The organism is Micromonospora sp. NPDC048898 (assembly GCF_043198035.1).
In the GTDB taxonomy this organism is placed as follows: domain Bacteria; phylum Actinomycetota; class Actinomycetes; order Mycobacteriales; family Micromonosporaceae; genus Micromonospora.
Genome location: NZ_JBICUF010000015.1, coordinates 67,421 through 90,440, shown reverse-complemented (window position 1 = coordinate 90,440; position 23,020 = coordinate 67,421). Strand labels below are relative to the sequence as shown.

Here is a 23,020-nt window from a genome sequence, read left to right as displayed (position 1 = left end):
CTCAACGGCTCGGCGAAGGATCCGGCGCCGGCGGCGTGCCGGAAACTGGAAGCGGGCGAGCCCCGTCATACCGACGAAGCCCGCCCGCGCGGTTCAGTGTTGCCCGGGGCGGTCCGGCCACCCAGGGCACCGTTCATCCTGGCATTGTGGGTGCCAGGTTGGTGCGTGCGGCGGTGAGCCAGACGACCGCGCCCGGGGCGATCCCGGCCCCTGCGGGCCGTCCCGCGCCCCCGTAGCGCTCGTCCGCCGTGTCCAGCAGCACCGACCACTCCCGCGGGTCGGCGACCGCGTCCCAGCCGAGCGGCCGGTCGGTCAGGTTCGCCACGCAGAGCAGCACGCCGTCGCCGTGGTCGCGGGCGAACGCCAGCAGCGGCTCGCCCGGGCCGGGACGCCGCCACCACCGCACCGGCTCCGGTCCGGCGGCCACCTGCTGGCAGATCCGGTTCAGCCGGGTGACCAGCCGGCCCACCCCCCGATACAGCTCGCCGCCCGGGGCGTCGAGCAACGGCGACGGGTCCACCGGGGCCCACTCCCGCCAGGGTTCGGCGCCGCCGTGCTCCGCGCCCATGAACAGCAGGGGCACCCCGGGCGTGGCGTACTGCAACGCCAGGAGGGCCCGCAGCGCCGCGGCGGCATCCGGGCCGTCGCCGTGCACGCGACGCCACAGCGGCTCGTGCGGCGCGGTGATCTCGTCATGGCTGACCGGCAGCACCACCGGGCGCGCGGCGGCGCGATCCACGGCGGCGGCGAGCGTTTCCCGCAGGTGCGGGCGCTGGTCCGGGCCGGCGGCGAAGTACGTGAAGGTGTCGTGCGCCCAGCCGAGGTCCCAGCACAGGTCGAAGCCGAGGCCACCGGCGTCCACCGGCTCCGTGACCCCGTCGGTCAGCCCTGCTTCCTCGGCGATCAGCAGCGCGCCGGGATGCCGGCGGCGTACCGCGCCGGTCAGCTCGCGCAGGAAGTCGATTCCGGGCCGGTCGAGCACGTCGCCGCCGGCCCACCCTCCCGGTTCGCGCAGGAAGTCGCGGCGGGTGATCGAGCTGACCGCGTCGACGCGCAGCCCGTCGAAGTGGAACTCCTCCAGCCAGTAGAGCGCGCTGGCGACGAGGAAGTCACGCACCTGCGGGCGCTGGTAGTCGAACGTCTTGGTGCCCCAGAGCGGGTGCCATGCCCGGTCCGGGTCGGGCGGCTCATACAGCGCACCGCCGTCGAAGTCGGCCAGCGACCAGTCGTCCGGTGCGAAGTGCGCCGGAACCCAGTCGAGCAGCACGCCGACACCCGCGGCGTGCAGCCGGTCGATCAGGTGGCGCAACTCGTCCGCGCCGCCGAACCGTGCGCTGGGCGCGAAGTACGAACTGACCTGGTAGCCCCAGGACCCGCCGTACGGGTGCTCGGTGACCGGCATCAGCTCCACGTGGGTGAAGCCGTGCCGGCGCACGTACGGCACCAGGTCGTCGGCCAGCCGCCGGAACCCGGCGCCGGGGCGCCAGGATCCGGCGTGCACCTCATACACCGAGACCGGGGCGTGCCGCCGCGGGCGCCCGGCGAGCCAGTCCGCGTCGGTCCACCGGTGCCGCGACGGGGCCGGGACTACCGACGTGTGCGGCTCCCCGGGTACAACCTCGCGGGCCCACGGGTCGGCCTTGTGCCGGACCGTGCCGTCGCGGCCGTGAACCTGGAACCGGTAGTGGACGCCGGGCCGGGCCCGCGGCACCACCGTGTCCCAGCAACCGTCCGCCGAGCGGGTCATCGCCTCTTGGACCGGCCGGACGCCCGGGTGCCACCACACCAGATCGACGGCCTCGGCGGCCGGCGCCCACACCCGGAATCGGGTCGGCCCGCCGGCGACGTCCGGGTGCGCCCCCATCCGGCGCCACAGGGCGTCCGGCTCCGCGCGCACGGCCGGTGTGGTGCCGGCGCTCACCGCGACGTCCCGGTGCCGAGCCGGTCAAGCGTGGCGAGCGGGATGGGCAGCCAGGCGGGCCGGACGGTGGCCTCGTAGACCACCTCGTAGACGATCCGGTCCAGCACGTAACCCTCCAGCAGTTGCCGGCTGTGCCCCGGATCGGTGCCGGTGCTGTCCGCGTACCCGGCGCACAGCGCCTCGCGATTGAGCGCGGACCACTGGCTCAGGCGCCGGACCGCGTCCGCGTCCGGCGCTTCGTCGCGCACCGGATAGTGCGTCGCATAGTCGAGGGACCGCAGCAGCCCGGCGACGTCATACAGCGGTGAGCGCGGCGCGCGGCGCTGCGCGAGAGGCCGGGCGGGTTCACCCTCGAAGTCCAGCAGCCACCAGGTGTGCGAGGTGCGCAGGAGCTGACCCAGGTGCAGGTCGCCGTGCACCCGCTGGATGGGCACCGGCGTGGACAACCCGGCGAGGCGCCGGTACCGGGCGTGCAGGAACGGGGCGTGCGGCCGCAGCGCGGGCACGACAGCGACGGCCTCGTCGAGGTGGGCGGCGAAGCCCGCGGCCACGTCTGCGGGGTCGGCGACGTCGCCACCGAAGGCGGTGCGCAGATCGGCGTGCACCTCCCCGACCGCGGCTCCGATTCGGCGGGCCTCGAACTCGAAGTCGCCGCCCGAGCGCGCCACCACCGCCGGGGCGTCGTCGGCCAGCACGTCGCGGACGCTGGCCAGGGCCATCGCCCAACCGTCCACGGCATGCGGGGCATACCCGCTGAGCATGCCGAGGGTGGTCGGCTCACCCTGCAGCTCGCCCTCCACGGCGCCGAGCAGCGGGGCGACGTGGCCGGAGCCCAGCCGGGTGAGCGCCCGGTGCAGCTCCAGGTCGAGGTTCAGCCCCGGCTCGACCTGGCGGAAGATCTTCAGGATGACCTCGTCGTCAAACACGATCGAGGTGTTGCTCTGCTCGGCGGCCAGGACCCGCACGAGCGACGGCGCCGGCGGCCCGGAGTCCGACAGGGCCGCGGTCAGCCGCGGGCCGAGCCGGTCCGGCAGGCCGGCGCCGGGCTCGGGCCGGAAGCGGGTGGTGCCATGCTCGGCGCCACCGACTATCGCCCGCAGCAAAGCCAGCGCGGCGGCCGGGACGGCGCCCGATGCAGCCGGGTGCGGCGGTACGGCGTCGAGCCCGGGCACCACCTGGTAGTGCTGCGGGGCCCGGTCGTGGAATCGCACCTCGAGCAGGTCGAGCCGGGACGCCGGCCCGTCCCCGTCGCCGCTCAGCGGCACGGAGCCGACCGGCCGCACCTCGCGGACGGCGTGGCCCTTGGCGCGGAACCACCGTTGCTCGGGCAGCCAGGCGGCCAGGTGTGCCGCGTTGACCGGGGTGTGTGTCGGATCAGTCATCTCGACCCTCCTCGGTGGGACGCAGGGCGAACCAGTAGAAGCCGTGTCCGGGCATGGTGAGCAGATAGCTGTCGGTGCCCGGGCTGGGGAACCGCACGCCGCCGATGAGGTCGGTCAGGCGGTATCCGGCGTATGCGGACAGGTCCAGCTCGACCGGCTGGGCGAACCGCGAGAGGTTGTTGACGCACAGCACGACGTCCTCGGTGCCGTCCGCGTGGCGCGACCGGCGCAGGTAGGCGAAGACGCTCGGGTTGGTGGCCTCCAGTTCGTGGAAGTCGCCGACGCCGAAGGTGCTGTGCCGCTTGCGGACGGCGAGCAACTGGCGGGTGAAGTGCAGCAGCGACGAGGTGTGGGCGAGCTGGTTCTCCACGTTGACCGACTGGTAGCTGTTGCCGGGGCTGAGGACCAGCGGCAGGTGCAACTGCCCGGGGTCGCACGAGGAGAAGCCGGCGTTGCGTTCCGGCGTCCACTGCATCGGGGTGCGCACGCTGTCGCGGTCGCCGAGCCAGATGTTGTCGCCCATGCCGATCTCGTCGCCGTAGTAGAGCACCGGCGAGCCGGGCAGCGACAGCAGCAGGGCGGTGAACAGCTCGATCTGGTTGCGGTCGTTCTCCAGCAGCGGCGCCAGGCGGCGGCGGATGCCGATGTTGGCCCGCATCCTCGGGTCCTTGGCGTATTCGGCGTACATGTAGTCGCGTTCCTCGTCGCTGACCATCTCGAGCGTCAGCTCGTCGTGGTTGCGCAGGAAGATGCCCCACTGCGCGCCGGAGGGGATCGCCGGCGTCTGCGCCAGGATCTCCGAGATGGGCAGCCGTGACTCGCGGCGCACCGCCATGAAGATGCGCGGCATCAGCGGGAAGTGGAACGCCATGTGGCACTCGTCGCCGCCGGTCGCCGGGTCGCCGAAATACTCAACCACGTCGGCCGGCCACTGGTTCGCCTCGGCGAGCAGCACCCGGTCCGGGTATTCGTCGTCGACCACCTTGCGCACCAGGCGCAGGAAGGCGTGGGTGGCCGGCAGGTTCTCACCGTTGGTGCCGTCGGCCTCGAACAGGTATGGCACCGCGTCCAGCCGGAAACCGTCGGTGCCCAGGTCGAGCCAGAAGCGCAGGACGTCGAGCATCGCCTCCTGCACGGCCGGGTTGTCATAGTTGAGGTCCGGCTGGTGGCTGAAGAAGCGGTGCCAGTAGAACTGGTGCCGCACCGGGTCGTACGCCCAGTTGGAGGTCTCGGTGTCGACGAAGATGACCCGCGCGTCCGAATACCGGTCGTCGCTGTCGTTCCAGACGTAGAAGTCGCCGTACGGCCCGTCGGGGTCGGTGCGCGACGCCTGGAACCAGGGGTGGCGGTCCGAGGTGTGGTTCATCACCATGTCGATGACCACCCGGATGCCCCGCTTGTGGGCCTCGTCCAGCAGGCGTACGTAGTCGTCGAGGGTGCCCAGCGCGGGGTGCACCCGGCGGAAGTCGCTGATGTCGTAGCCGCCGTCGCGCAGCGGCGAGTGCAGGAACGGCGGCAGCCACAGGCAGTCGATGCCGAGCCACTGGAGATAGTCCAGCCGCTCGGTCAGCCCGCGCAGGTCGCCCAGCCCGTCCCCGTTGCTGTCCTGGAAGGCGCGCACCAGGACCTCATAGAAGACGGCACTGCGATACCACTCGGGTTCGGGGGCGACCATGGACACCTGCGCGGCCGGTGACGTGGTGTTCATGCTTGTTCCAGGGTGAAGAATCGGGCGACCGCCACGGCGGGATCGATGCGCACGGCTGCGCTGTCGTGCCAGGTGCGGCTCCGGCCGGTGGCCAGATCCCGCAGGCGCAGTGGCCGGTCGGGTGACAAACCCAGAGCCTGGGCGTCCAGCCGCAGCGGCGCCTGCCGGCGGCGGACGGGATCGAGGGTGACGACGCACAGGACGATCTCGCCGGTGCGGTCGTCCACCTTGGAATAGGCGAGGAGTTGGTCGTCCGCCACGTCGTGGAAGACCAGTCCGCGCTGCCGGCCGAGGGCGCGGTGCCGGTGCCGCAGCCGGTTCAGCCGGGTGATCCACGGCCGCAGCGAGGGCCGGGAATCGGCGCCGGCGGGCGGGCGGTAGTGCAGTTCGTACTTCTCGCTGTGCAGATAGTCCTCCCGGCCGGGACTGGTCGGGGTGTTCTCGTACAGCTCGAAGCCCGCATACATGCCCCAGGACGGACCGAGGGTGGCGGCCAGGGCCGCGCGGATGGCGAACACGGCCGGTGGCGCGCCGGCCAGGTGCCCCGGCAGGATGTCCGGGGTGTTGACCCACAGGTTGGGCCGCAGGTGGTCGGCGTCCGCGGTGAGCTCGCGCAGGTAGCCGGTCAGCTCCGCCTTGGTGGTCCGCCAGGTGAAGTAGGTGTAGGACTGGCTGAAGCCGACCTTGGCGAGCCCGTGCAGCACGGCGGGGCGGGTGAAGGCCTCGGAGAGGAAGACGACATCCGGGTCGGCCTGCTTGACCCGCTCGATCAGCCACTGCCAAAAGTCAAGCGGCTTGGTGTGCGGGTTGTCGACCCGGAAGATCCGGACGCCCTCGCCCACCCAGTGCAGCACCACCCGCAGGATCTCGGCGCGCAGCCCGGCCGGGTCGTTGTCGAAGTTGAGCGGGTAGATGTCCTGGTACTTCTTCGGCGGGTTCTCCGCGTAGGCGATGCTGCCGTCGGCGCGGGTGGTGAACCATTCGGGATGCTCGGTGACCCAGGGATGGTCCGGGGCGCACTGCAGGGCGAGGTCCAACGCGACCTCCAGTTTCTGGTCGGCGGCGGCACGGACGAAGGCCCGGAAGTCCGCGGCCGAGCCGAGGCGGGGGTGGATCGCGTCGTGGCCACCCTCCCGGGCCCCGATCGCCCACGGGGAGCCGACGTCGCCGGGGGCGGCGGTCGCGGCGTTGTCCCGGCCCTTGCGCGCCATCCGGCCGATCGGGTGGATTGGTGGCAGATAGAGGACGTCGAAGCCCATCGCCGCGATGCCGGGCAGGTGGGCGGCGGCGGTGCGCAGGTCGCCATGCACCGGGCGGCCGTCCGGGCCGAGACCGCCGGTGGAGCGCGGGAACAGCTCGTACCACGCGCCGGTCAGCGCCCGCTCCCGCTCGACCAGCAGCCGCCGGGTGGGCCCGCGGGTGAGCAGCTCGCGCAGTGGGCGGGTGTCCATGATGTGCCGCACGGCGGCGTCCAGGGCGGGCTCGGTCCGCTGCGGCAGCGCGGCGTGCCGGTCCCGCAGGGCCCGCGCCGCCGCGCGCAGACGACGGCCGTCCGCGCCCGGTACCCGGCGTGCCGCCCGCAGCAGCAGCCTTTCCCCCTCGGCCAGCTCGTTGGCCAGCTCGCCGGCCGGGAAGCCGGCGGCCAGCTTCGCGGTCAGCGCGTCGCGCCAGGTGTGCCAGGGTGCGCTGTAGGCATCCACCCGGTAGGTCCAGTAGCCGCTGCGGTCCGGGACCAGGGCACCCGACCAGCGGTCCAGACCCGCGTCGGTCAGTTCCATCGGCCGGCGGTGCTCGCCGCGTTCGCCGGGGCGGCGCCACACCAGTTCGGCGCGGACCGCGTCGTGGCCCTCCCGGTAGACGGTCGCTCCCACGTCGACCCGTTCGCCGACGACTGCCTTGGCCGGGAAGCGGCCGGCCCCCACGGCCGGGACGATGTCCTCAATGGCCAGTCTCAGACTCACGTCTGCTCCTTCGCTGTCGGTGTGTCACCGACAGTGCGGAGCGGCGCGGGGTCGCGGCCAATAACAGGTGCGCGTTGTGTCGACTACCGACACGTGTAACCGGGGCCGGGCGGGTCAGGTCGCGGCGGCCAGGAGGTCGCTCAGCGCCCGCGCGTCCGCCTCGTGCACCGGGGTCTGCAGCACCATGCAGAACTGTGGGTGATCCACCAGCCGCAGGTGGGACAGGTCCAGCTCCAACGCGCCGGCCCGGGGGTGCGCGAGCCGGTTTACCGCCATGCTGAACTCCGCCACCGGATAGGACTCCCACCAGCCCAGGAAGTCGGTGCTGTCGCGGGACAACCGGTCGACGACCTGGGCGAAGCGAGGGTCGCCCGGGTATTGCCCGGCGGCGGCCCGGAACTGCGCCACGATCATGCGGGCGGTCTCGTCCCAGTCGAGCAGCAGCCGGCGTACGCCCGGATCGCGGAACAGCAGCAGCACCAGGTTGCGCTCGTCCTCCGGGATCTCGGCGAAGTCGAGCCACAGTGCGGACTGGGCGGCGTTCCAGGCCAGCACGTCAAACCGATGGTCGATGATGTAGGCCGGGTTGGGCGTGACCGCGTCCAGCATGCGCTGCACCGCCGCCAGCACCGGCTTGTCGTCGCCCGGTGCGGGCGGCAGCGACAGGCTGGCCAGCACGAACAGGTGCCGGCGGTGCTCGTCGCCCAGCCGCAGCGCCGTCGCCAGCGCGTCGATGACCTGACGCGAGGCGGGGATGGCACGGCCCTGCTCGAGCCACGTATACCAGGTCAGGCCCACACCGGACAGCTGCGCCACCTCCTCGCGGCGCAGCCCTGGGGTCCGGCGCCGGTTGACGCCTTCGGGCAGACCCACGTCACCCGGCTTGAGCTCCGCCCGCCGTGCCCGCAGAAAGGCCGCCAGCTCCTTGCGGCGTGCCGCGTCGTCCATTGTCCTGGCCCCCATCATCGACCCACGCAGGCTTTTCCCCTGCTACTAGCAAGGCTGATACCAGTATAACTGGCCCCTTGTTACAGATCGGTACCGCAATGTATATGCGGGTTTCGCCCGTAGCAAGCGCCACGACCGGCCCTAATAGATGATTTGGCAGTTCCTGGCGTGAATGCGCAAGTGCTTCACCGGCTCCGTGAGTCCCGTTCAACTGCGATTCCGTGTAGTCGCTGAACTTGTTCGCGGAAGGGGCCGCAGTCATGGCTTCCGGCGCAGTCCGTCGCTTAACTCGGAAGGGCAAGGCGAACAACAGAGCCGCTGACGAACGCAGCGGCGAGGTTGTCCAGTTCGCACAAACCCAAAGGGAGCTCTAATGAGCAGACGGATTCTCGTCGTACTCTCCGAGTACGGCTACTGGGCGGAGGAACTGGTCGGGCCGGTCGAGGCATTCGACAGCGCCGGCTACCAGGTCACCTTCGCCACGGCGAACGGGCGCCGGGCGCACGCACTGCCGCCGAGCCTGGACCCCGACTACATCGACCCTCCGCTGGGCCGCTCGGTCACCACTGTGGACATGGCGAACCGTGGTCGCCGGCTGGACGAGTCGTCCCGGCTGGACAACCCGCTGAGCATCGCGGATCTGATCCCCGAACGCCCGTATCTCAGCTCGCTCAACCCGCTGCGCCGGCTCGAGGAATACTACCGCGAGCTCAGTGCCTCGGTCGGTGACCTGGTCGCCAGCTTCGACGCCCTAGTGCTGGTCGGCGGCAGCGGACCGATCGTCGACATGGCCAACAACGAACGCCTGCACGAGGCCGTACTCGGTTTCGTGGCCGCGGACAAGCCCATTCTCGCGGAATGCTACGGCGTTACGGTGCTCGCCTTCGCCCGGGACCTGGAGACGCGGGCCAGCATCATCGCGGGCAAGCATGTGACCGGGCACCCCAAGGAGTACGACTACAAGGACGGGACCGGCTTTCTGGGCGTCGACTTCAACATGGGCCCGCCGCCGTACCCGCTGGAGTACATCCTGCGCGACGCCACCGGACCGGACGGACAATTCCACGGCAACGTCGGCAAGGAACTGTCGGTCATCGTCGACTACCCCTTCATCACCGCGCGTTCGACGCCGGACTCGGCGCTGGCCGGCGCCAAGCTGGTCGAGACGCTGGAGCAGGGATTGCGGCGGGACGGCTGGTGAGCACGGCGGGCACGGGCCACGGTCCGGCCGGACGGCCGCGGACCGGCAAGGCGGCCCTGGTGGAGCAGTTCGCCGCGGACGGCCTGACCTACATGTTCGGCAATCCGGGCACCGTGGAACAGGGGCTGATCGACGAGATCGCCAACTCGGAGATCGACTACCTGCTCACTCTGCACGAGTCGGTGGCGGTGGGCATGGCCGACGGGTACGCCCGAGCCACCCAGCGCCCCGCGCTGGTCCAGCTCCACAGCGGCGTCGGGCTCGGTAACGGCATCGGCATGCTCTACCAGGCCAAGCGGGGAGGATCGCCGCTGGTGGTGCTAGCCGGCGAGGCCGGAGTGCGGTACGACGCGATGGACTCGCAGATGGCCGCCGACCTGGTCGCCATGGCCCGTCCGGTCACCAAGTACGCGACCCGGGTGATCGACCCGGCCTCGCTGCTGCGGGTGATGCGGCGGGCCGTGAAGATCGCGATGACCCCGCCCCGGGGCCCGGTGCTGGTCGTGGTGCCGGCCGACGTGCTGGACGCCATCGTCACCGATCCCGTGGTGCCGACGGTCATCCCGGACACCCGGGTGCTGCCCGAGCCCGCCGTGCTCGCCGCGGCCGCCGAGATCCTGGCCGCCGGCCGCCGGCCGCTCGTGCTCTTCGGCGACGGCGTCGCCACCAGCGGCGCCCAACGGGAGCTGGCCGCGGTCGCCGAGCTGCTCGGCGCGCCCATGTGGGGAGTGAACTCCTCGGAGGTCAACGTCGACAGTCGGCATCCGCTGTACGGCGGGCAGCTCGGGCACATGTTCGGCGCGGACAGTGCCCGGACGGTGGCGGACGCCGACACGGTGCTCATCGTCGGCACCTACGTCTTTCCCGAGGTGTTCCCGGAGCTGACGAGCCCGTTCGCGCCGGACGCCCGGATCGTGCACGTCGACCTGGACGCGTACGAGATCGCCAAGAACCACCCGGTCGAGCTCGGTGTCGTGGCCGACCCGAGGCTCACCCTCGCCGGCCTCGCCGCCCGGTTGGACCGGCCGGGCCGGCAGCGACCACCGCGCTGGGACGGCGCGGCGCCGCCCGGCGACCAACCGGGCGCCGGCACGGGACTGATGAACCGGTTCGTCGAGACGCTGGTCCGCCGAGCGCCGGACGACCTGGTGATCTTCGACGAGGCGCTGACCGAGTCGGGCCCGCTGGCGGTGCACGCACCGCCGCGGGTGCCGGGCCGGTTCTTCCAGACCCGGGGCGGTTCGCTCGGGGTCGGTATCCCCGGTGCGCTCGGCGTCAAGCTGGCCCGCCCGGGTCAGCAGGTGGTCGGCTTCACCGGCGACGGCGGCAGCATGTACACGATCCAGGCGCTGTGGACGGCCGCTCGGCACGACATCGCCGCCAAGTTCGTGATCTGCAACAACCGTCGCTACCGCCTGCTCGACCTCAACATCGAGCAGTACTGGCGGGATGAGGGCATCCCCGCCCATCTACACCCGGCGGCGTTCGACCTGTCCCGGCCCGCCATCGACTTCGCCGCGCTCTCCCGCTCGCTCGGGGTGCCCGCTCAGCGGGTGAGCACCCCGCAAGAGGTGCCGGCCGCGGTCGAGGAACTGCTCGCCACCCCCGGCCCGTTCCTCATCGATCTGGTCACCGACTGACCACCAGCACCCGAAGGAGCAGACCATGCCCGACGCCCTGAGCGTCGAATCCGTCCGCCGGCTCGTCCAGGAGTGGTACGACGCCCTGGACCGGCACGACCCGCTCGATGCCGTGTTGCCGTACCTGGCCGACAACGGCCTCACCATGCAGTTCCCAGAGGCGACCCTGCGCACCGCGGACGACTTCGGCGGCTGGTACGACACCGTCACCCACCGGTTCTTCGACGAGATCCACGAGGTCAAGCGGGTCGACGTCGAGCTGCTCTCGCCGCTGCACGCCGACGTCTCGGTCCTGGTCAACTGGCAGGCCCGGGTGTGGAACCCGCCCGCGGCGACCAGCGAGTGGCTCGGCTTCGACGCCAGCCAGACCTGGTCGGTTGTCCTGCAGGACGGCCAGCCCCGGATCCGTTCCTACGCGGTGGACGACCTGGCCCCGATGCCGGGTTCCGCCGAGCTCTGACCGCCGCGCCCGCGGCGGCACCCCTTCCGGTACCCGCGCACCGCGGGACCACCGAGCACCACGAGACAAGGAGACCACCATGTCCGAACTCACCCCGCAGCGCGTCAAGGACGCCTACGACGCACTGATGTCCGGCGACCGCGCCCGGGCCGCCGAGTACTGGGACCCGGAGGTCCGCTTCCTGACCCCCGGCAACCACCAGTACGCCGGCTGGCACGAGGGCCTCGAGACCTTCCTCGACTTCATCGACAAGGTGCAGGAGGCCTCCGGCGGCTCGTTCGTCATCGACCCGGTCACCATCCTGGTGAACGACGAGGGCTACTCCATCGACGTGAACCGGACCTCCGGCACCCGGGCGCACGCCGCGGCCGGTGTCGAGTCGCCGTACGAGCGGCTGCAGATCGAGGGCCTGCACCTGCTCAAGTGGGTCAACGGGCGGATCGTCGAGGGCCGCGGCGCCATCTTCGGCGACGGCGTGACCAACTTCAACCAGTGGTGGTCGCCGGTCGGCTCGGACGGCCGCCGGGTCACCGTCTGATCTCCTCCCGCACAGCCGGGCCGGCCGCCGGACGGCGGCCGGCCCGGCCCTTCCCCGAAAGATCACGATGACCACACACGGATACCACCCGCAACGCGGTCGCCTCGCCGGGCGCCGAATCGGCATCCTGCTCGAAAGCGACTACGTCGAGCCGGAGATCTCCTACTACCGCCTGCGATTCGCCGAGGAGGGCGCCGAGGTCGTCCTGCTCACCCGGCTGTGGGGCAACGACTCGCTGACCTTCACCGGTCACGAATACCGGGCGCCGCTGACCGTCGACGGCGACCTGGAACGCCTCGACTTCGCCGAGATCGCCCGGCTCTCCGCGCTGATCGTGCCGGCCGGCATGGTCGCGGACCGGCTCCGCTACACCGAGGACGTCGATCGCCCGGCACCGGCCGTGCAGTTGCTGCGCCGCGCGTTCCGGCTCCCCCACCTGGTCAAGGGCTTCATCTGCCACGGCCTCTGGCTGATGTCGACCGCCCCCGAGCTGATCGAGGACCGCTCCGTCACCTGCCACAACAACCTGGTCGGCGACGTACGCAACATGGGCGCGAACTACGTCGGCAGCGACGTGGTCGTCGACGGCGACCTGGTGACCGGTCGCACCGTCGAGCAGGCCCACGTCTTCGCCCGCACCGTCATCGAACGCATTCTCGCGACCGAGGAGATCCTGCCGTGACCCGCTTTTCGCACGTGGCCCTGAACTGCCGCCGGCTCGGCGACACCGAGGAGTTCTACACCCGGTGGTTCGGCTTCCGGCGCACCCAGCACTTCGACCTCGGCGGCAGCCAGATCGTCTTCCTGCGCTCCGGCGACGTCTACCTGGAGCTGTTCGGCCCGAGCGAGCCGGTGCAAGAGGCGGGACAGCCCACGGCCGACGGGCCGCCGGCTCCCGGGACGGTGCGCCACATCGCGTTCCAGACCGCGGACGTCGACGAGTTCGTGCGGGCGATGGGCCCCGCCGCCCGGATCACCCTGGGGCCGCTGGACTTCGACGGCTTCATCCCCGGTTGGCGTACCGTCTGGCTCGCCGACCCGGACGGCGTCGTGGTCGAGGTCAGTCAGGGCTACCGGGACCCTCAGCCGGGCCAAGGCGGTCACGGTGAGCGCTGAGCCACTCGCCACGCGCACCATGTCCGACACCGTCGGCGGGTACGTCGTGGCCGGTGACGGCAGCCGGATCCGGGTGCGCACGTTCGGCGGCGACGTCGTATCGCTGCACCTGACCGACACCACAGATGCCCGGTTGCTACACAACCTGGGCTCCGAACGGGTCTCGGTCACCGGGCGGCTCGGCGACGAGCTGGTGCCGGGCCGGCTGATCTTCGCCTACGGCCCGGCGTACGTCGAGGCCGGCTCGGTGCGCCACACTCCACAGGAGATCGTGGTGGTCGGTAGCGCCACCGAGCCGTACCTGTTCGAGCGGCCCGGGTGGTGGGTCGGCCAGCTCCGGTCACTGGCCGAGTTCTACCGGCGGGCGCAGTTCGGGACGGGGCCGGCCGACTTCGCCGCCTACCGCACCGGCGTCGACCTGGCCGGGGCCCGGCTGATCGGGGACCGCCAGGAGACCGACACGCTCGCCCGCCTGGTGTACGGGATGGCGACCGCCTACCTGCTCACCGGGGACGCCGACTTCCTGGACGTGGCCGAGCGCGGCGCTGAATACCAGCAGCGGCACCTGCGGGTGGTGGATCCCGTGCGTGCCGTCACCTACTGGCAGCACGCGTTGGACGTGGGTCCCGGGCCACGCCGCACCGTGCTTGCCTCCGAGTTCGGCGACGACGCCGGCGCCTTGGCCGCCTACGAGCAGATCTACGCGCTCGTCGGGCTGGTGCAGACCTACCGGGTCACCGGCGATCCGGCGCTGCTGGCCGATATCGAGGGCACAGTCCGGCTCTTCGAGACGGTCTACGCCGACCCCCGACGAGGTGGTTACTACTCGCATGTGGACCCGGTGGATCTGGACCCGCACGCCGCCTCGCTGGGGCCGAATCGGTCCCGGAAGAACTGGAACTCCGTCGGCGACCACGCACCCGCCTACCTGTTCAACCTCTACCTGGCGACCGGCGAGGAACGCTACCGGCGGATGCTGGAACACACCTTCGACATGATCGTGGAGCACTTCCCCGATCCGGCGGGGCTGCCGCTGGTCCGGGAACGCTTCCATGAGGACTGGACGCCGGACACCGGGTGGGGATGGCAACAGGACCACGGCGTGGTCGGCCACAACCTGAAGATCGTCTGGAATCTTCACCGGATGCAGGCGCTGGTGGGCAAGGCCGAATACCGGGCGGTTGCCGCCCGGCTCGCGGCGGACCTGCCGGCGATCGGCCGAGACCCCTACCGCGGCGGCTGGTACGACGTGCTGCACCGCCGGCCACACCGCGGCCGGCACGAGTTCGTCTGGCACGACCGCAAGGCGTGGTGGCAGCAGGAACAGGCCATCCTCGCGTACCTCAGCGGCGCCGCACACCACGGGCCGGTCGGGCCGGACGGCCTCGACCACCTGCGGCACGCACGCGAGGCCGCAGCGTTCTACAACGCCTTCTTTCTCGATCAGGAGGCCGGCGGCGTGTATTTCGCGGTGCAGGCCGGGGGCATCCCGTATCTGCGGAGCGGCGACGAGCGCGCCAAGGGCAGCCACTCGATGAGCATGTATCACTCGGCCGAACTGGCCTATCTGGCCACCGTGTACGGCGACCTGCTGGTGCGTGGGGAACCGCTCAACCTGTGGTTCAACCCGCGACCCGACGCCCGCTTCCCGGACGGATTGCTGCGGGTGGCCCCAGATGTGCTGCCCCGGGGCCGGGTGCGGCTGGAGCGGGTGCGGATCGACGGCACCGACTTCACCGACTTCGACCCCTCGGCGCTGCTCGTGCGGCTGCCCCGCTCCGCGCACCGGCTCACCGTGCAAGCCACCCTGCGAGCGGTCGACCGTGGCCGGTGACGGGGGCCTGCGGTCGCGGCCCGGCACCGCGGGCTTCGGTGGCACCCGGCTGCTGGCCGGGGGCGTGGAGTTCACCGTGCCGGCCGGCGCCGCCCGGCAGACCTCGCTGGTCCTGGTGGACCCGGACGAGGGACGCCGGCTGACCGAGGTGCCGATGCCGGACGTCCGCCACGACGGCGGCCTGCTCAGTGTCGTCGTCCTCGGGCTGGCCCCGGACCTGGTCGACTACCACTACGTCCAGGACGGCCGGGCGGTGCTCGACCCGTACGCCCGGGTCCTGCTGCGGAGCCCGGACGGCCCGGACGGATGGCGCTGCCGGATCACGCCGGGGCGTGCCCCGGCCCTGCCCGGTGCCGGCAGGCCGGTGCCGGACGGTCCGGTGGCCACGGCGGCGCTGAGCACCGGTGGGTATCGGGCGCTCGCGGACCGGATCCCGGAGTTCCTCCGCGACGGCGTCCGAGCGGTGGTGCTCAGCGGTGTGCTCGCCGCCGACCATCACCGCTTCGCGCCCGGCGCCGGCGGGCTCCCGGTGGGCCTGTTCGCCGCCGCCGGCCCGGGTAACCGGCCGGACGGGGAGTGCCGGGCGCTGATCCGCCACCTGCGCGATGCCGGACTGGCAGTGCTGCTCGACATCAGCTCGGCGGCGCGCATCGCGGAGGGTGACGGGTGGTTCCTGCGGGAGGCGCTGCGGTGTTGGGTGCAGGACTACGGAGTGGATGGATTGCATCTGCCGGACAGTGTCGTCCCGGCCGGTCGGGAGCGGGACGTGGCCGAGGTGGTGCGGTCGGACCGGCTTCTCGCCGACCGGATGTCGCTGGGTGCCCTTCGCGACGACGACGGCCGCACCGGTGCGACAGGCCAGGCAGGCGATGACGGGGGCGCCCTTGCGGAGCGTGACAACAGGCATCGCCGGCGGTGACGAAGAGACGCGGCCATGGAACGCCGACAACATTTTGTAATCATTGCGCCTCACGCTGCCATATCGATGAACATTGTGACCGGCGAACGAGAGACAGGTACCACGATGCCCTACCATCCATGGACCGAGACGGCCCTGTTACCGGCGCGCGACGGTCTCACCCGGTTCGCGCACCAGATCATGGCCGAGATGCCCCGCGCGGACCAGCGCCGCTGGGGCGAGACGTACATACGCGGCCTGCTGCTGGGCAACGGCCGGCGTTCGGTCCGAAGCATCGCGGAGGGTGCTGACACCCCGGACGCCGTCCAGTCTCTGCAGCAGTTCGTGAACCAGAGCCCCTGGGACTGGGCCCCGGTCCGCCGCCGGACAGCCCGCTACGTCGACGAGCGCATGACCGCGCACGCGTGGCTCATCCGCCCCATATACATCCCCAAGCGGGGTGGCCAGACAGCCGGTGTCGCCCGCCGCTACGTCCCCCAGACCGGCCGCACCCTCAACTGCCAGTACGGCCTGGGCCTGTTCTTATCGGACGCCGAGACGAGCGCGCCCGTCGACTGGCGGCTGGTGCTGCCTTCACCGGCCGGGACCGGGGCGCGCTCGTGGCTCCCTGGCCGCAGAGAGGCGGGCCCGAGCGAGCAGACCGAGTGGGGCCACGTGCTCGCGATGGCCGACGACGTGGCGGCGGCGGTACCGGTGCGTCCACTGCTGGTCGGGCTGCGGCACGTCACCGGCGTGGAACGACTGTTACAGGGCTTGCGGCAGCGCGGCCTGCCGTTCGTTGTCGAAGTCAACGGCAGCATGCCGGTGCTCCGCCAGCAGGCCCAGCCGTCGCTCCCGGGCGGGGCGAGGCTCGGGCTGACCCAGATCCGCTCGCTGGTGCAGGAGACGACCGCGCGCCGGCAACCGATCATGTGGCGGCAACTGCACGACGCCGCCCTGCGCCGCTCGTATGTCACCACCGTGCCGGTCCGGCTGCCGGGCACCGTGGCCGGCTCCGGCGGCGGGGTCGACTGCCTGCTCGTGGCCGTCTGGTCAGCGGCGGCATCGGGCGCGGCCAACTTCTGGCTGACCGGCCTGCCGGAGTCGCAGGTGGGTCACGTGCTCACCCTGGCCCAGCTCGCCGCGCGCCGCGAGCAGGATGTCGACACGCTGAGCGAAGGGTACGGCCTGCTGGACTTCGAGGGCCGCTCGTCGCGCGGCTGGCACCACCACATGACGCTCGTGTCGGCCGCCTACGCCTTCGCCCAGCTGGAGATCCGCTCCCAGCAGCAGGAGCAGCAGGCCGGCTGAGCGCGGGCGCCCGGGCGCCCGGGCGCCGCGACCGGACCGGACCGGCAAACGCCGGTCGCGGCGTCCGAGGCCAGCTCATCCGAAGGACAAGACCGTCCGGTGCTGCACCAGCTCGCCGGCCGGCGGCGTGCTGCCGGCCGGCCGGGTGGCCAGCCAGACGACGTCACGGGCCGCCTCGTCCGGGCTCTGCGCCGACGACATGTCATCGAACCAGGGGCGGGAGGCATCGGTGTCGACCAGGCCGGGACACACCGCGCCGACGTAGACGTCGCGCCCGGGCCGGTCGCGCTCCACCATCCGAGCGGCCACCCGGGCCGACGCCACCTGGCCGACCTTCGACGGAATGTTGATCCAGCCCGGCCAGCCCCGGGCGTCGGCCTCGCCCTTCTGCACCAGGCGGACGTATTCGTCCATCACGTCCTCGACGTCCTCCAGGCTCATCCGGTCGGTGTCAAAGGCGCTCCACAGCGGTCTGGGCAGGTGCCGCCGCGAGCCGAACGAGCTGGCCACCACGAGCAGCCGGGCGTGCTCGTTGAGGATCGGCAGGAAGTGGTGGAGCATGCGATATGTGCCATGGTTGTTGGTGTCCACGAACTCGGCCACCTGCTCGGCAGGGGGCAGGTCCCGCGAGATCCGGGCCGCGGCATTGGAGATCAGCACGTCCAGCCCGCCGTGCCGCTCACGAATCATGTCGGCCGCCGCCGCGACGCTGGCCTCCACCGTCACGTCCAGCGGGTGCAGCCGCGGGGCGAGACCCTCGGCACGCAACAGCTCCACCGCCTGCTCACCACGCGCCGGGTCGCGAGCCGTCAGGTAGACCTGCGCCTCGGGCCCCAACTCCCGGCACAGCCCTCGCACCAGGGCCAGGCCCAGCCCTTGATTGCCGCCCGTCACCAACGCGACTGCCATCTGCCGCTCTCTCCCATCGCGCCGCCACATCCGTCTCTTCCACGGTAGACGGCGTGCGATTACTCCGAGGTAACCGCGACGGCCCCGGCCTGCTCCCCCTGGGCCTGCAGCACGTCCGATCCGTGCTGCTCGGCCCAGCGAGACAGCATCTCCACCGGCTCGACCAGGGTCTGCCCCAGCGGGGTCAGCTCGTATTGCGCGATTGACGGCTGCTCGGGCAAGGCCGAGCGTCCGACCAATCCGTGCCGCTGCAGTCGCCGCATCGTCTGGGCGAGCACCTTGGACGACACGCCACCGATCAGCGCCTTCAACTCGTTGTGCCGCCGGGGACCCTGACTGAGCCCGTAGATGACCACTACGGACCACTTGTCCGCCACCAGCTCGATAGCCAGCCGTGCCGGGCAGTCCGCCAGGAAGACGTCGCCCGGCCGCATGAATACGCCCACGCAGGCATAGTACCCGCAGCCCGAGAAAAGCGTGTTGCCAAAGTCACTCTCCGGAGTGGAGGGGGGCCCGCCTCGGCCATGCTTGGTCGGGCAGCGGTCGTGCCGTGGACCCGGCGCAGCATCGAGCCGATATTCACAAAGGCCAGCACGCCGTCGCCGGCCAGGGCCGGTGTCCGGGCCGCCAGCCCGACGACGGTGCCCCGGGCCGCGGCCTGCAACTGCCGCACATGGCCATGGGTGAAGGTCCGCAGGAACGAGCCGAGCACGGTCCTGGCGTGGGTCAAACCTGCCAGTCGGCTCTGTCCCCTTGCCCCTGCCGCCTCGCCTGCCGCGGGTGAGGCTGAGGCGGCGGAGGTTGTGAACACCGCGATCGGGGCGGCCTTGACCGGTCGTCGGCTTTGACCGCCGATCACTAATCCCGGTGCCGTGGAATGAATTTGTTCCATACCTTGGACCCCATCTCTCGAATGATATAGACGATTCGACACCTGTCTTTTGTCGCCCTCCTTGAGTAATCTCTTACTAATCGGCAACTATTGATCTCTCGTCGTGGGCGAGTGGACGAACGAGTGCCGATCGAAGGGAGGGGGAGAGTGAATCTCCCGAGGAAAGTGGCTGTGGTGGGCGCTGCCGCGATGCTGCTACTGACGGCCGCCACGCCGGCCGTGGCGGCCGAGCCGGAGGGCGTCATCCGCAGTGCCGGCGGTGCCACGGCTGTCACCGACAGCTACATCGTGGTGTTCAAGGAGAGCGCGGTGAGCCGGGCGCAGGTCGGTGCCACCGCCAGCAGGCTGGCTGTCCAGCACGGCGGAGCGGTCGCTCGGACCTACTCCACGGCGCTACGCGGCTTCGAGATCACGGCGGGCGCCAAGACGGCGGCCAGGATCGCCGCGCACCCCGACGTCGCGTACGTCGAGCAGAACCACACGGTCCGGATCTCCGGCACTCAGCCGAACCCCCCGTCCTGGGGTCTGGACCGGGTCGACCAGCGCAACCTGCCGGTCGACAGCTCGTACACCTATCCGAACACAGCGACCAACGTGCACGCGTACATCATCGACACCGGCATCCTGTTCTCCCACAACGACTTCGGCGGCCGGGCCACCAGCGGCTACGACGCGGTCGACGGCGGCTCCGCCGACGACTGCAACGGGCACGGCACGCACGTCGCCGGCACCGTCGGCGGTTCCTCCTACGGCCTGGCCAAGGGCGTGCAACTGGTCGGCGTACGGGTGCTCAACTGCTCCGGCAGCGGCACCAACGCCGGTGTGATCGGCGGCGTCGACTGGGTCACCGCGAACGCGATCAAGCCGGCCGTGGCGAACATGAGCCTCGGCGGCGGTGCGAACGCGTCGCTCGACACGGCGGTCCGCAATTCGATCAACTCGGGCGTCACCTACGGTCTCGCCGCGGGCAACGACAACGGCGCCAACGCCTGCAACACCTCGCCGGCCCGGACGACGGAGGCGATCACGGTCGGCTCGACCACCAGCACCGACGCCCGGTCGTCATTCTCCAACATCGGCACCTGCCTGGACATCTTCGCGCCCGGCTCGTCGATCACGTCGGCCTGGCACAACAGCAACACCGCGACCAACACGATCAGCGGCACCTCGATGGCCACCCCGCACGTGGTCGGCGCCGCAGCCCTGGTCGCCTCCGCCAACCCCACCTGGACCCCCCAGCAGGTCCGGGACTACCTGGTGAACAACGCGACGAACAACGTGGTGACCAACCCCGGCACCGGTTCCCCCAACAAGCTGCTCTACGTGGTCAACGACGGCACTCCACCGGCCAACGACTTCTCCGTCGGGGTGTCGCCGACAGCCGGGTCGACCGCGCCGGGCGGTTCGGTCAGTGCCACCGTGAGCACCGCGACCACCAGCGGCTCGGCGCAGTCGGTGAGCCTGTCGGCAAGCGGTCTGCCGAGCGGCGCCACCGCCTCGTTCAGTCCAACCACTGTCACCTCCGGCGGCTCGTCCGCGCTCACCATCGCCACCTCGGCGAGCACTCCCTCCGGCACCTACAGCGTCAGTGTCACCGGTACCGGCACCGCGGGTACGCGCAGCGCCACGTACTCGTTGACGGTGACCGGCACGGGTGGCGGCGGCTGCTCGGGCACCAACGGCACCGACGTGGCGATTCCGGACACCAACACGGCGGTGACCAGCAGCATTGTCATCGCCGGCTGCAACCGTAACGCCTCCTCGGCGTCCACGATCGCGGTCAATATCGTGCACACCTTCCGCGGCGACCTGATCATCGATCTGGTGGCACCGGACGGTACGGCCTACCGGCTGAAGAACCAGGGCTTCTTCGACGGTGCCGACAACGTCAACACCACCTACACCGCGAATCTCTCCACCGAAACGGCGAACGGCACCTGGCTGCTTCGAGTGCGAGACGTCTTTTCCGGTGACACCGGCTACATCAACACCTGGACCCTTACGCTCTGAGACGTGACAAAGGGCCCTTTCCGCTCCGATTTCCGGTAGCGGGAAGGGCCCTTTTCGTAGGTCAGTTGGCGTCGACGATCATCCCGGCGGCGATGGTGCGGTTGGTGGTTTCGTCGATCAGGATGAAACCGCCGGTGGTGCGGTTACGCCGGTATTCGTCGGCGAAGAGCGGGACAGTCGTACGCAGGCGGACGCGGCCGATTTCGTTGAGCCCGAGTTCGGTGGCGGCCTCGTCACGATGCAGCGAGTTCACCTCGAGTCGGTAGTGCAGTTCGCGGATCACGGCCCGGGCGGTGCGGGTGGTGTGCTTGATGGCGTACTTCGCGCCGGGACGCAGCGGGGTGCTCTCGTCCATCCAGCAGATCATCGCCTCGATGTCCTGCGCGACCGACGGGCCATTGTTCGGCCGGCAGATCAGGTCTCCCCGGGAAATGTCGATCTCGTCGGTCAACCGGACCGTGACGGACATCGGCGGATACGCCTCGGTGACCGGTCCGTCCGCCGTCTCGATTCCCGCGATCCGGGAGGTGAACCCGGAGGGGAGGACCAGAACATCGTCCCCCGGCTTCAGCACACCCGAAGCGACCTGGCCGGCGTAACCCCGGTAGTCGGTGAACGTGGTCGACTGCGGGCGGATCACATACTGCACCGGGAACCGGACGTCGACCAGGTTGCGGTCACTCGCGATGTGCACCCGCTCCAGGTGGTGCAGCAGCGACGGGCCCTCGTACCACGGAGTGTGCTCCGAGCGGGTCACGATGTTGTCGCCGTGCAACGCCGACACCGGGACGACGGCGAGGTCCGGAACCTCCAACTTCGCCGCGAAGGCGGTGAACTCGTCCGAGATCCGCTCGAACACCTCCTGCGACCAGTCGACCAGGTCCATCTTGTTGACACACAACACCAGGTGCGGCACCCGTAGCAACGAACACAGGAACGTGTGCCGGCGGGACTGCTCGACCAGACCCTTACGGGCGTCGACCAGGATCAACGCCAGGTCGGCGGTGGAGGCACCGGTGACCATGTTCCGGGTGTACTGGGTGTGGCCCGGGGTGTCGGCGATGATGAACTTCCGCCGGGGGGTGGCGAAATACCGGTACGCCACGTCGATCGTGATGCCCTGCTCCCGCTCCGCACGCAGGCCGTCGGTCAGCAACGCCAGGTTCGTGTACTCGTCGCCCCGGGCCGCGCTGACCGCCTCCACCGCCGCCAACTGGTCGGTGAACAACGACTTCGTGTCGTAGAGCAACCGGCCGATCAGCGTCGACTTACCGTCGTCGACGCTGCCCGCCGTCGCGAACCGCAACAGGTCCATCGCCCGCCCCTCGGGCGTCACGTCCTCGGCCACCGGAACCGCAGTCACGCCCATCAGAAGTAGCCTTCCCGTTTGCGGTCTTCCATCGCGGCCTCACTCACCCGGTCGTCACCCCGTGTCGCACCCCGCTCGGTGATCCGGGTCGCCCCGACCTCCTCGATCACCAGGTCCACCGTGTCCGCCTCGGACAGCACCGCCGCCGTGCACGAGGCGTCGCCGACGGTCCGGTACCGCACCCGCGCCTTGAACGGCTCCTCCGACCCCCGGGGGGCGATGAACTCGTTCACCGCGTAGAGCATCCCGTCGCGTTCGATGACCGTACGTTCGTGGGCGTAGTAGATCGACGGCAACGCCAACCGCTGCCGGGCGATGTAGTGCCAGATGTCGAGCTCGGTCCAGTTCGACAACGGGAACACCCGGATCGACTCACCCGGGTGGTGACGCCCGTTGTACAACGACCACAACTCCGGCCGCTGGTTCTTCGGATCCCACTGACCGAAGTCGTCCCGGAAGCTGAACATCCGCTCCTTGGCCCGGGCCTTCTCCTCGTCCCGCCGCGCCCCGCCGAACGCCGCGTCGAACCGGTACTTCTCCAGCGCGGCCAACAACACAGGCGTCTGGATCCGGTTGCGCGTTCCGTCAGCGGGCTCGCGGACCAGGCCCGCCTCCAGCGCCTCCGGCACGCTCGCCACCACCAACTGCAGGCCGAGTTCGGCCACCTGCTGGTCCCGGTAGTCCAACACCTCGTCGAAGTTGTGCCCGGTGTCGACGTGCATCACCGGGAACGGGATCCGGGCTGGTGCGAACGCCTTCTGCGCCAACCGCAGCATGACGATCGAGTCCTTGCCACCCGAGAACAGCAGCACCGGGCGTTCCAGCTCGGCCACCACCTCGCGGATGACGAAGATGCTCTCCGCCTCGAGCGCGTCCAGATGCGACACCCGGTACGCCGCCGGAGTGGTCATGTCCACCGTCT

The 23,020-nt window shown here is 70.7% G+C and carries 19 protein-coding genes; 10 read left to right on the top strand and 9 right to left on the bottom strand.

The features are described 5' to 3' along the window. Window positions 1–133: 133 nt before the first annotated feature. From ACGFIQ_RS29140 to ACGFIQ_RS29120, 5 genes are all read right to left on the bottom strand, one after another. Window positions 134–1,921, bottom strand: a complete 1,788-nt coding sequence (locus tag ACGFIQ_RS29140) for an alpha-amylase family glycosyl hydrolase (protein WP_393248689.1) — start codon at window positions 1,919–1,921, stop codon at window positions 134–136. Beyond that, window positions 1,918–3,303: a hypothetical protein gene (locus tag ACGFIQ_RS29135; RefSeq protein WP_393248688.1), complete on the bottom strand. Its 1,386-nt coding sequence runs from the start codon at window positions 3,301–3,303 to the stop codon at window positions 1,918–1,920. Before ACGFIQ_RS29135 ends, ACGFIQ_RS29140 begins: the two co-directional genes overlap by 4 nt. Further along, window positions 3,296–5,011 carry a maltose alpha-D-glucosyltransferase gene (gene treS, locus ACGFIQ_RS29130; protein ID WP_393248687.1) on the bottom strand — a complete coding sequence of 572 codons (1,716 nt, stop codon included), beginning with the start codon at window positions 5,009–5,011 and terminating at the stop codon, window positions 3,296–3,298. Before treS ends, ACGFIQ_RS29135 begins: the two co-directional genes overlap by 8 nt. After that, the gene (locus tag ACGFIQ_RS29125; RefSeq protein WP_393248686.1) at window positions 5,008–6,972 is read right to left on the bottom strand and encodes a maltotransferase domain-containing protein; all 1,965 of its coding nucleotides are present in this window, start codon (window positions 6,970–6,972) and stop codon (window positions 5,008–5,010) included. Before ACGFIQ_RS29125 ends, treS begins: the two co-directional genes overlap by 4 nt. Before the next feature lie 114 nt (window positions 6,973–7,086). After that, window positions 7,087–7,920: a helix-turn-helix transcriptional regulator gene (locus tag ACGFIQ_RS29120; protein ID WP_393248685.1), complete on the bottom strand. Its 834-nt coding sequence runs from the start codon at window positions 7,918–7,920 to the stop codon at window positions 7,087–7,089. 373 nt (window positions 7,921–8,293) lie between these two features. Between ACGFIQ_RS29120 and ACGFIQ_RS29115 the strand changes: the two genes are divergently transcribed. The 9 genes from ACGFIQ_RS29115 to ACGFIQ_RS29075 all read left to right on the top strand — a co-directional run bounded on the left by ACGFIQ_RS29115 (window position 8,294) and on the right by ACGFIQ_RS29075 (window position 16,918). Then, window positions 8,294–9,121, top strand: coding sequence for a type 1 glutamine amidotransferase domain-containing protein (locus tag ACGFIQ_RS29115; RefSeq protein WP_357073741.1), 828 nt, complete (start codon window positions 8,294–8,296; stop codon window positions 9,119–9,121). Continuing rightward, complete coding sequence (locus tag ACGFIQ_RS29110; RefSeq protein WP_393248684.1) at window positions 9,118–10,761, top strand: thiamine pyrophosphate-binding protein; 1,644 nt, start codon at window positions 9,118–9,120, stop codon at window positions 10,759–10,761. Before ACGFIQ_RS29115 ends, ACGFIQ_RS29110 begins: the two co-directional genes overlap by 4 nt. 25 nt (window positions 10,762–10,786) lie before the next feature. Continuing rightward, on the top strand, window positions 10,787–11,221 hold the full coding sequence (locus ACGFIQ_RS29105; protein WP_393248683.1) for a nuclear transport factor 2 family protein: 435 nt from the start codon (window positions 10,787–10,789) through the stop codon (window positions 11,219–11,221). Between the two features lie 79 nt (window positions 11,222–11,300). After that, a complete protein-coding gene (locus tag ACGFIQ_RS29100) occupies window positions 11,301–11,759 on the top strand; it encodes a nuclear transport factor 2 family protein (RefSeq protein ID WP_393248682.1) in 459 nt (152 codons plus the stop codon). A gap of 67 nt (window positions 11,760–11,826) precedes the next feature. Continuing rightward, entirely contained in the window at window positions 11,827–12,441 is a 615-nt protein-coding gene (locus tag ACGFIQ_RS29095; protein WP_393248681.1) for a DJ-1/PfpI family protein, read from the top strand. After that, window positions 12,438–12,875: a VOC family protein gene (locus ACGFIQ_RS29090; protein ID WP_393248680.1), complete on the top strand. Its 438-nt coding sequence runs from the start codon at window positions 12,438–12,440 to the stop codon at window positions 12,873–12,875. Before ACGFIQ_RS29095 ends, ACGFIQ_RS29090 begins: the two co-directional genes overlap by 4 nt. Next, complete coding sequence (locus tag ACGFIQ_RS29085) at window positions 12,865–14,709, top strand: AGE family epimerase/isomerase (RefSeq protein ID WP_393248679.1); 1,845 nt, start codon at window positions 12,865–12,867, stop codon at window positions 14,707–14,709. The genes ACGFIQ_RS29090 and ACGFIQ_RS29085 overlap by 11 nt, the downstream gene beginning before the upstream one ends. Beyond that, window positions 14,699–15,628, top strand: coding sequence for a hypothetical protein (locus ACGFIQ_RS29080; RefSeq protein ID WP_393248678.1), 930 nt, complete (start codon window positions 14,699–14,701; stop codon window positions 15,626–15,628). The genes ACGFIQ_RS29085 and ACGFIQ_RS29080 overlap by 11 nt, the downstream gene beginning before the upstream one ends. Before the next feature lie 105 nt (window positions 15,629–15,733). Next, window positions 15,734–16,918: an IS701 family transposase gene (locus tag ACGFIQ_RS29075; RefSeq protein ID WP_393248677.1), complete on the top strand. Its 1,185-nt coding sequence runs from the start codon at window positions 15,734–15,736 to the stop codon at window positions 16,916–16,918. A 75-nt stretch (window positions 16,919–16,993) separates the two neighbouring features. On the opposite strand, the gene ACGFIQ_RS29070 is transcribed toward ACGFIQ_RS29075, so the two are convergent. Then, a complete protein-coding gene (locus tag ACGFIQ_RS29070; RefSeq protein ID WP_393248676.1) occupies window positions 16,994–17,827 on the bottom strand; it encodes an SDR family NAD(P)-dependent oxidoreductase in 834 nt (277 codons plus the stop codon). A gap of 59 nt (window positions 17,828–17,886) precedes the next feature. After that, window positions 17,887–18,273: a helix-turn-helix domain-containing protein gene (locus ACGFIQ_RS29065; protein ID WP_357073771.1), complete on the bottom strand. Its 387-nt coding sequence runs from the start codon at window positions 18,271–18,273 to the stop codon at window positions 17,887–17,889. A gap of 635 nt (window positions 18,274–18,908) precedes the next feature. Here ACGFIQ_RS29065 and ACGFIQ_RS29060 point away from each other — a divergent pair. Then, window positions 18,909–20,729 carry a S8 family serine peptidase gene (locus ACGFIQ_RS29060; RefSeq protein WP_393248675.1) on the top strand — a complete coding sequence of 607 codons (1,821 nt, stop codon included), beginning with the start codon at window positions 18,909–18,911 and terminating at the stop codon, window positions 20,727–20,729. A gap of 61 nt (window positions 20,730–20,790) precedes the next feature. On the opposite strand, the gene ACGFIQ_RS29055 is transcribed toward ACGFIQ_RS29060, so the two are convergent. Together ACGFIQ_RS29055 and cysD are read right to left on the bottom strand one after the other, a co-directional pair. After that, on the bottom strand, window positions 20,791–22,098 hold the full coding sequence (locus tag ACGFIQ_RS29055) for a sulfate adenylyltransferase subunit 1 (protein WP_393248674.1): 1,308 nt from the start codon (window positions 22,096–22,098) through the stop codon (window positions 20,791–20,793). Continuing rightward, the gene (cysD, locus tag ACGFIQ_RS29050; RefSeq protein ID WP_393248776.1) at window positions 22,098–23,009 is read right to left on the bottom strand and encodes a sulfate adenylyltransferase subunit CysD; all 912 of its coding nucleotides are present in this window, start codon (window positions 23,007–23,009) and stop codon (window positions 22,098–22,100) included. The genes ACGFIQ_RS29055 and cysD overlap by 1 nt, the downstream gene beginning before the upstream one ends. Window positions 23,010–23,020 lie beyond the last annotated feature (11 nt).

What these genes read in the sequence shown, in the direction of transcription:
- ACGFIQ_RS29095 (WP_393248681.1), top strand. Translation starts at nt 11,827, where the DNA reads ATGACCACACACGGATACCACCCGCAACGCGGTCGCCTCGCCGGGCGC.
- treS (WP_393248687.1), bottom strand. Translation starts at nt 5,011, where the DNA reads ATGAACACCACGTCACCGGCCGCGCAGGTGTCCATGGTCGCCCCCGAA.
- ACGFIQ_RS29120 (WP_393248685.1), bottom strand. Translation starts at nt 7,920, where the DNA reads ATGGACGACGCGGCACGCCGCAAGGAGCTGGCGGCCTTTCTGCGGGCA.
- ACGFIQ_RS29100 (WP_393248682.1), top strand. Translation starts at nt 11,301, where the DNA reads ATGTCCGAACTCACCCCGCAGCGCGTCAAGGACGCCTACGACGCACTG.
- ACGFIQ_RS29055 (WP_393248674.1), bottom strand. Translation starts at nt 22,098, where the DNA reads ATGGGCGTGACTGCGGTTCCGGTGGCCGAGGACGTGACGCCCGAGGGG.
- cysD (WP_393248776.1), bottom strand. Translation starts at nt 23,009, where the DNA reads ATGACCACTCCGGCGGCGTACCGGGTGTCGCATCTGGACGCGCTCGAG.
- ACGFIQ_RS29060 (WP_393248675.1), top strand. Translation starts at nt 18,909, where the DNA reads ATGCTGCTACTGACGGCCGCCACGCCGGCCGTGGCGGCCGAGCCGGAG.
- ACGFIQ_RS29135 (WP_393248688.1), bottom strand. Translation starts at nt 3,303, where the DNA reads ATGACTGATCCGACACACACCCCGGTCAACGCGGCACACCTGGCCGCC.
- ACGFIQ_RS29105 (WP_393248683.1), top strand. Translation starts at nt 10,787, where the DNA reads ATGCCCGACGCCCTGAGCGTCGAATCCGTCCGCCGGCTCGTCCAGGAG.
- ACGFIQ_RS29115 (WP_357073741.1), top strand. Translation starts at nt 8,294, where the DNA reads ATGAGCAGACGGATTCTCGTCGTACTCTCCGAGTACGGCTACTGGGCG.
- ACGFIQ_RS29075 (WP_393248677.1), top strand. Translation starts at nt 15,734, where the DNA reads ATGCCCTACCATCCATGGACCGAGACGGCCCTGTTACCGGCGCGCGAC.
- ACGFIQ_RS29070 (WP_393248676.1), bottom strand. Translation starts at nt 17,827, where the DNA reads ATGGCAGTCGCGTTGGTGACGGGCGGCAATCAAGGGCTGGGCCTGGCC.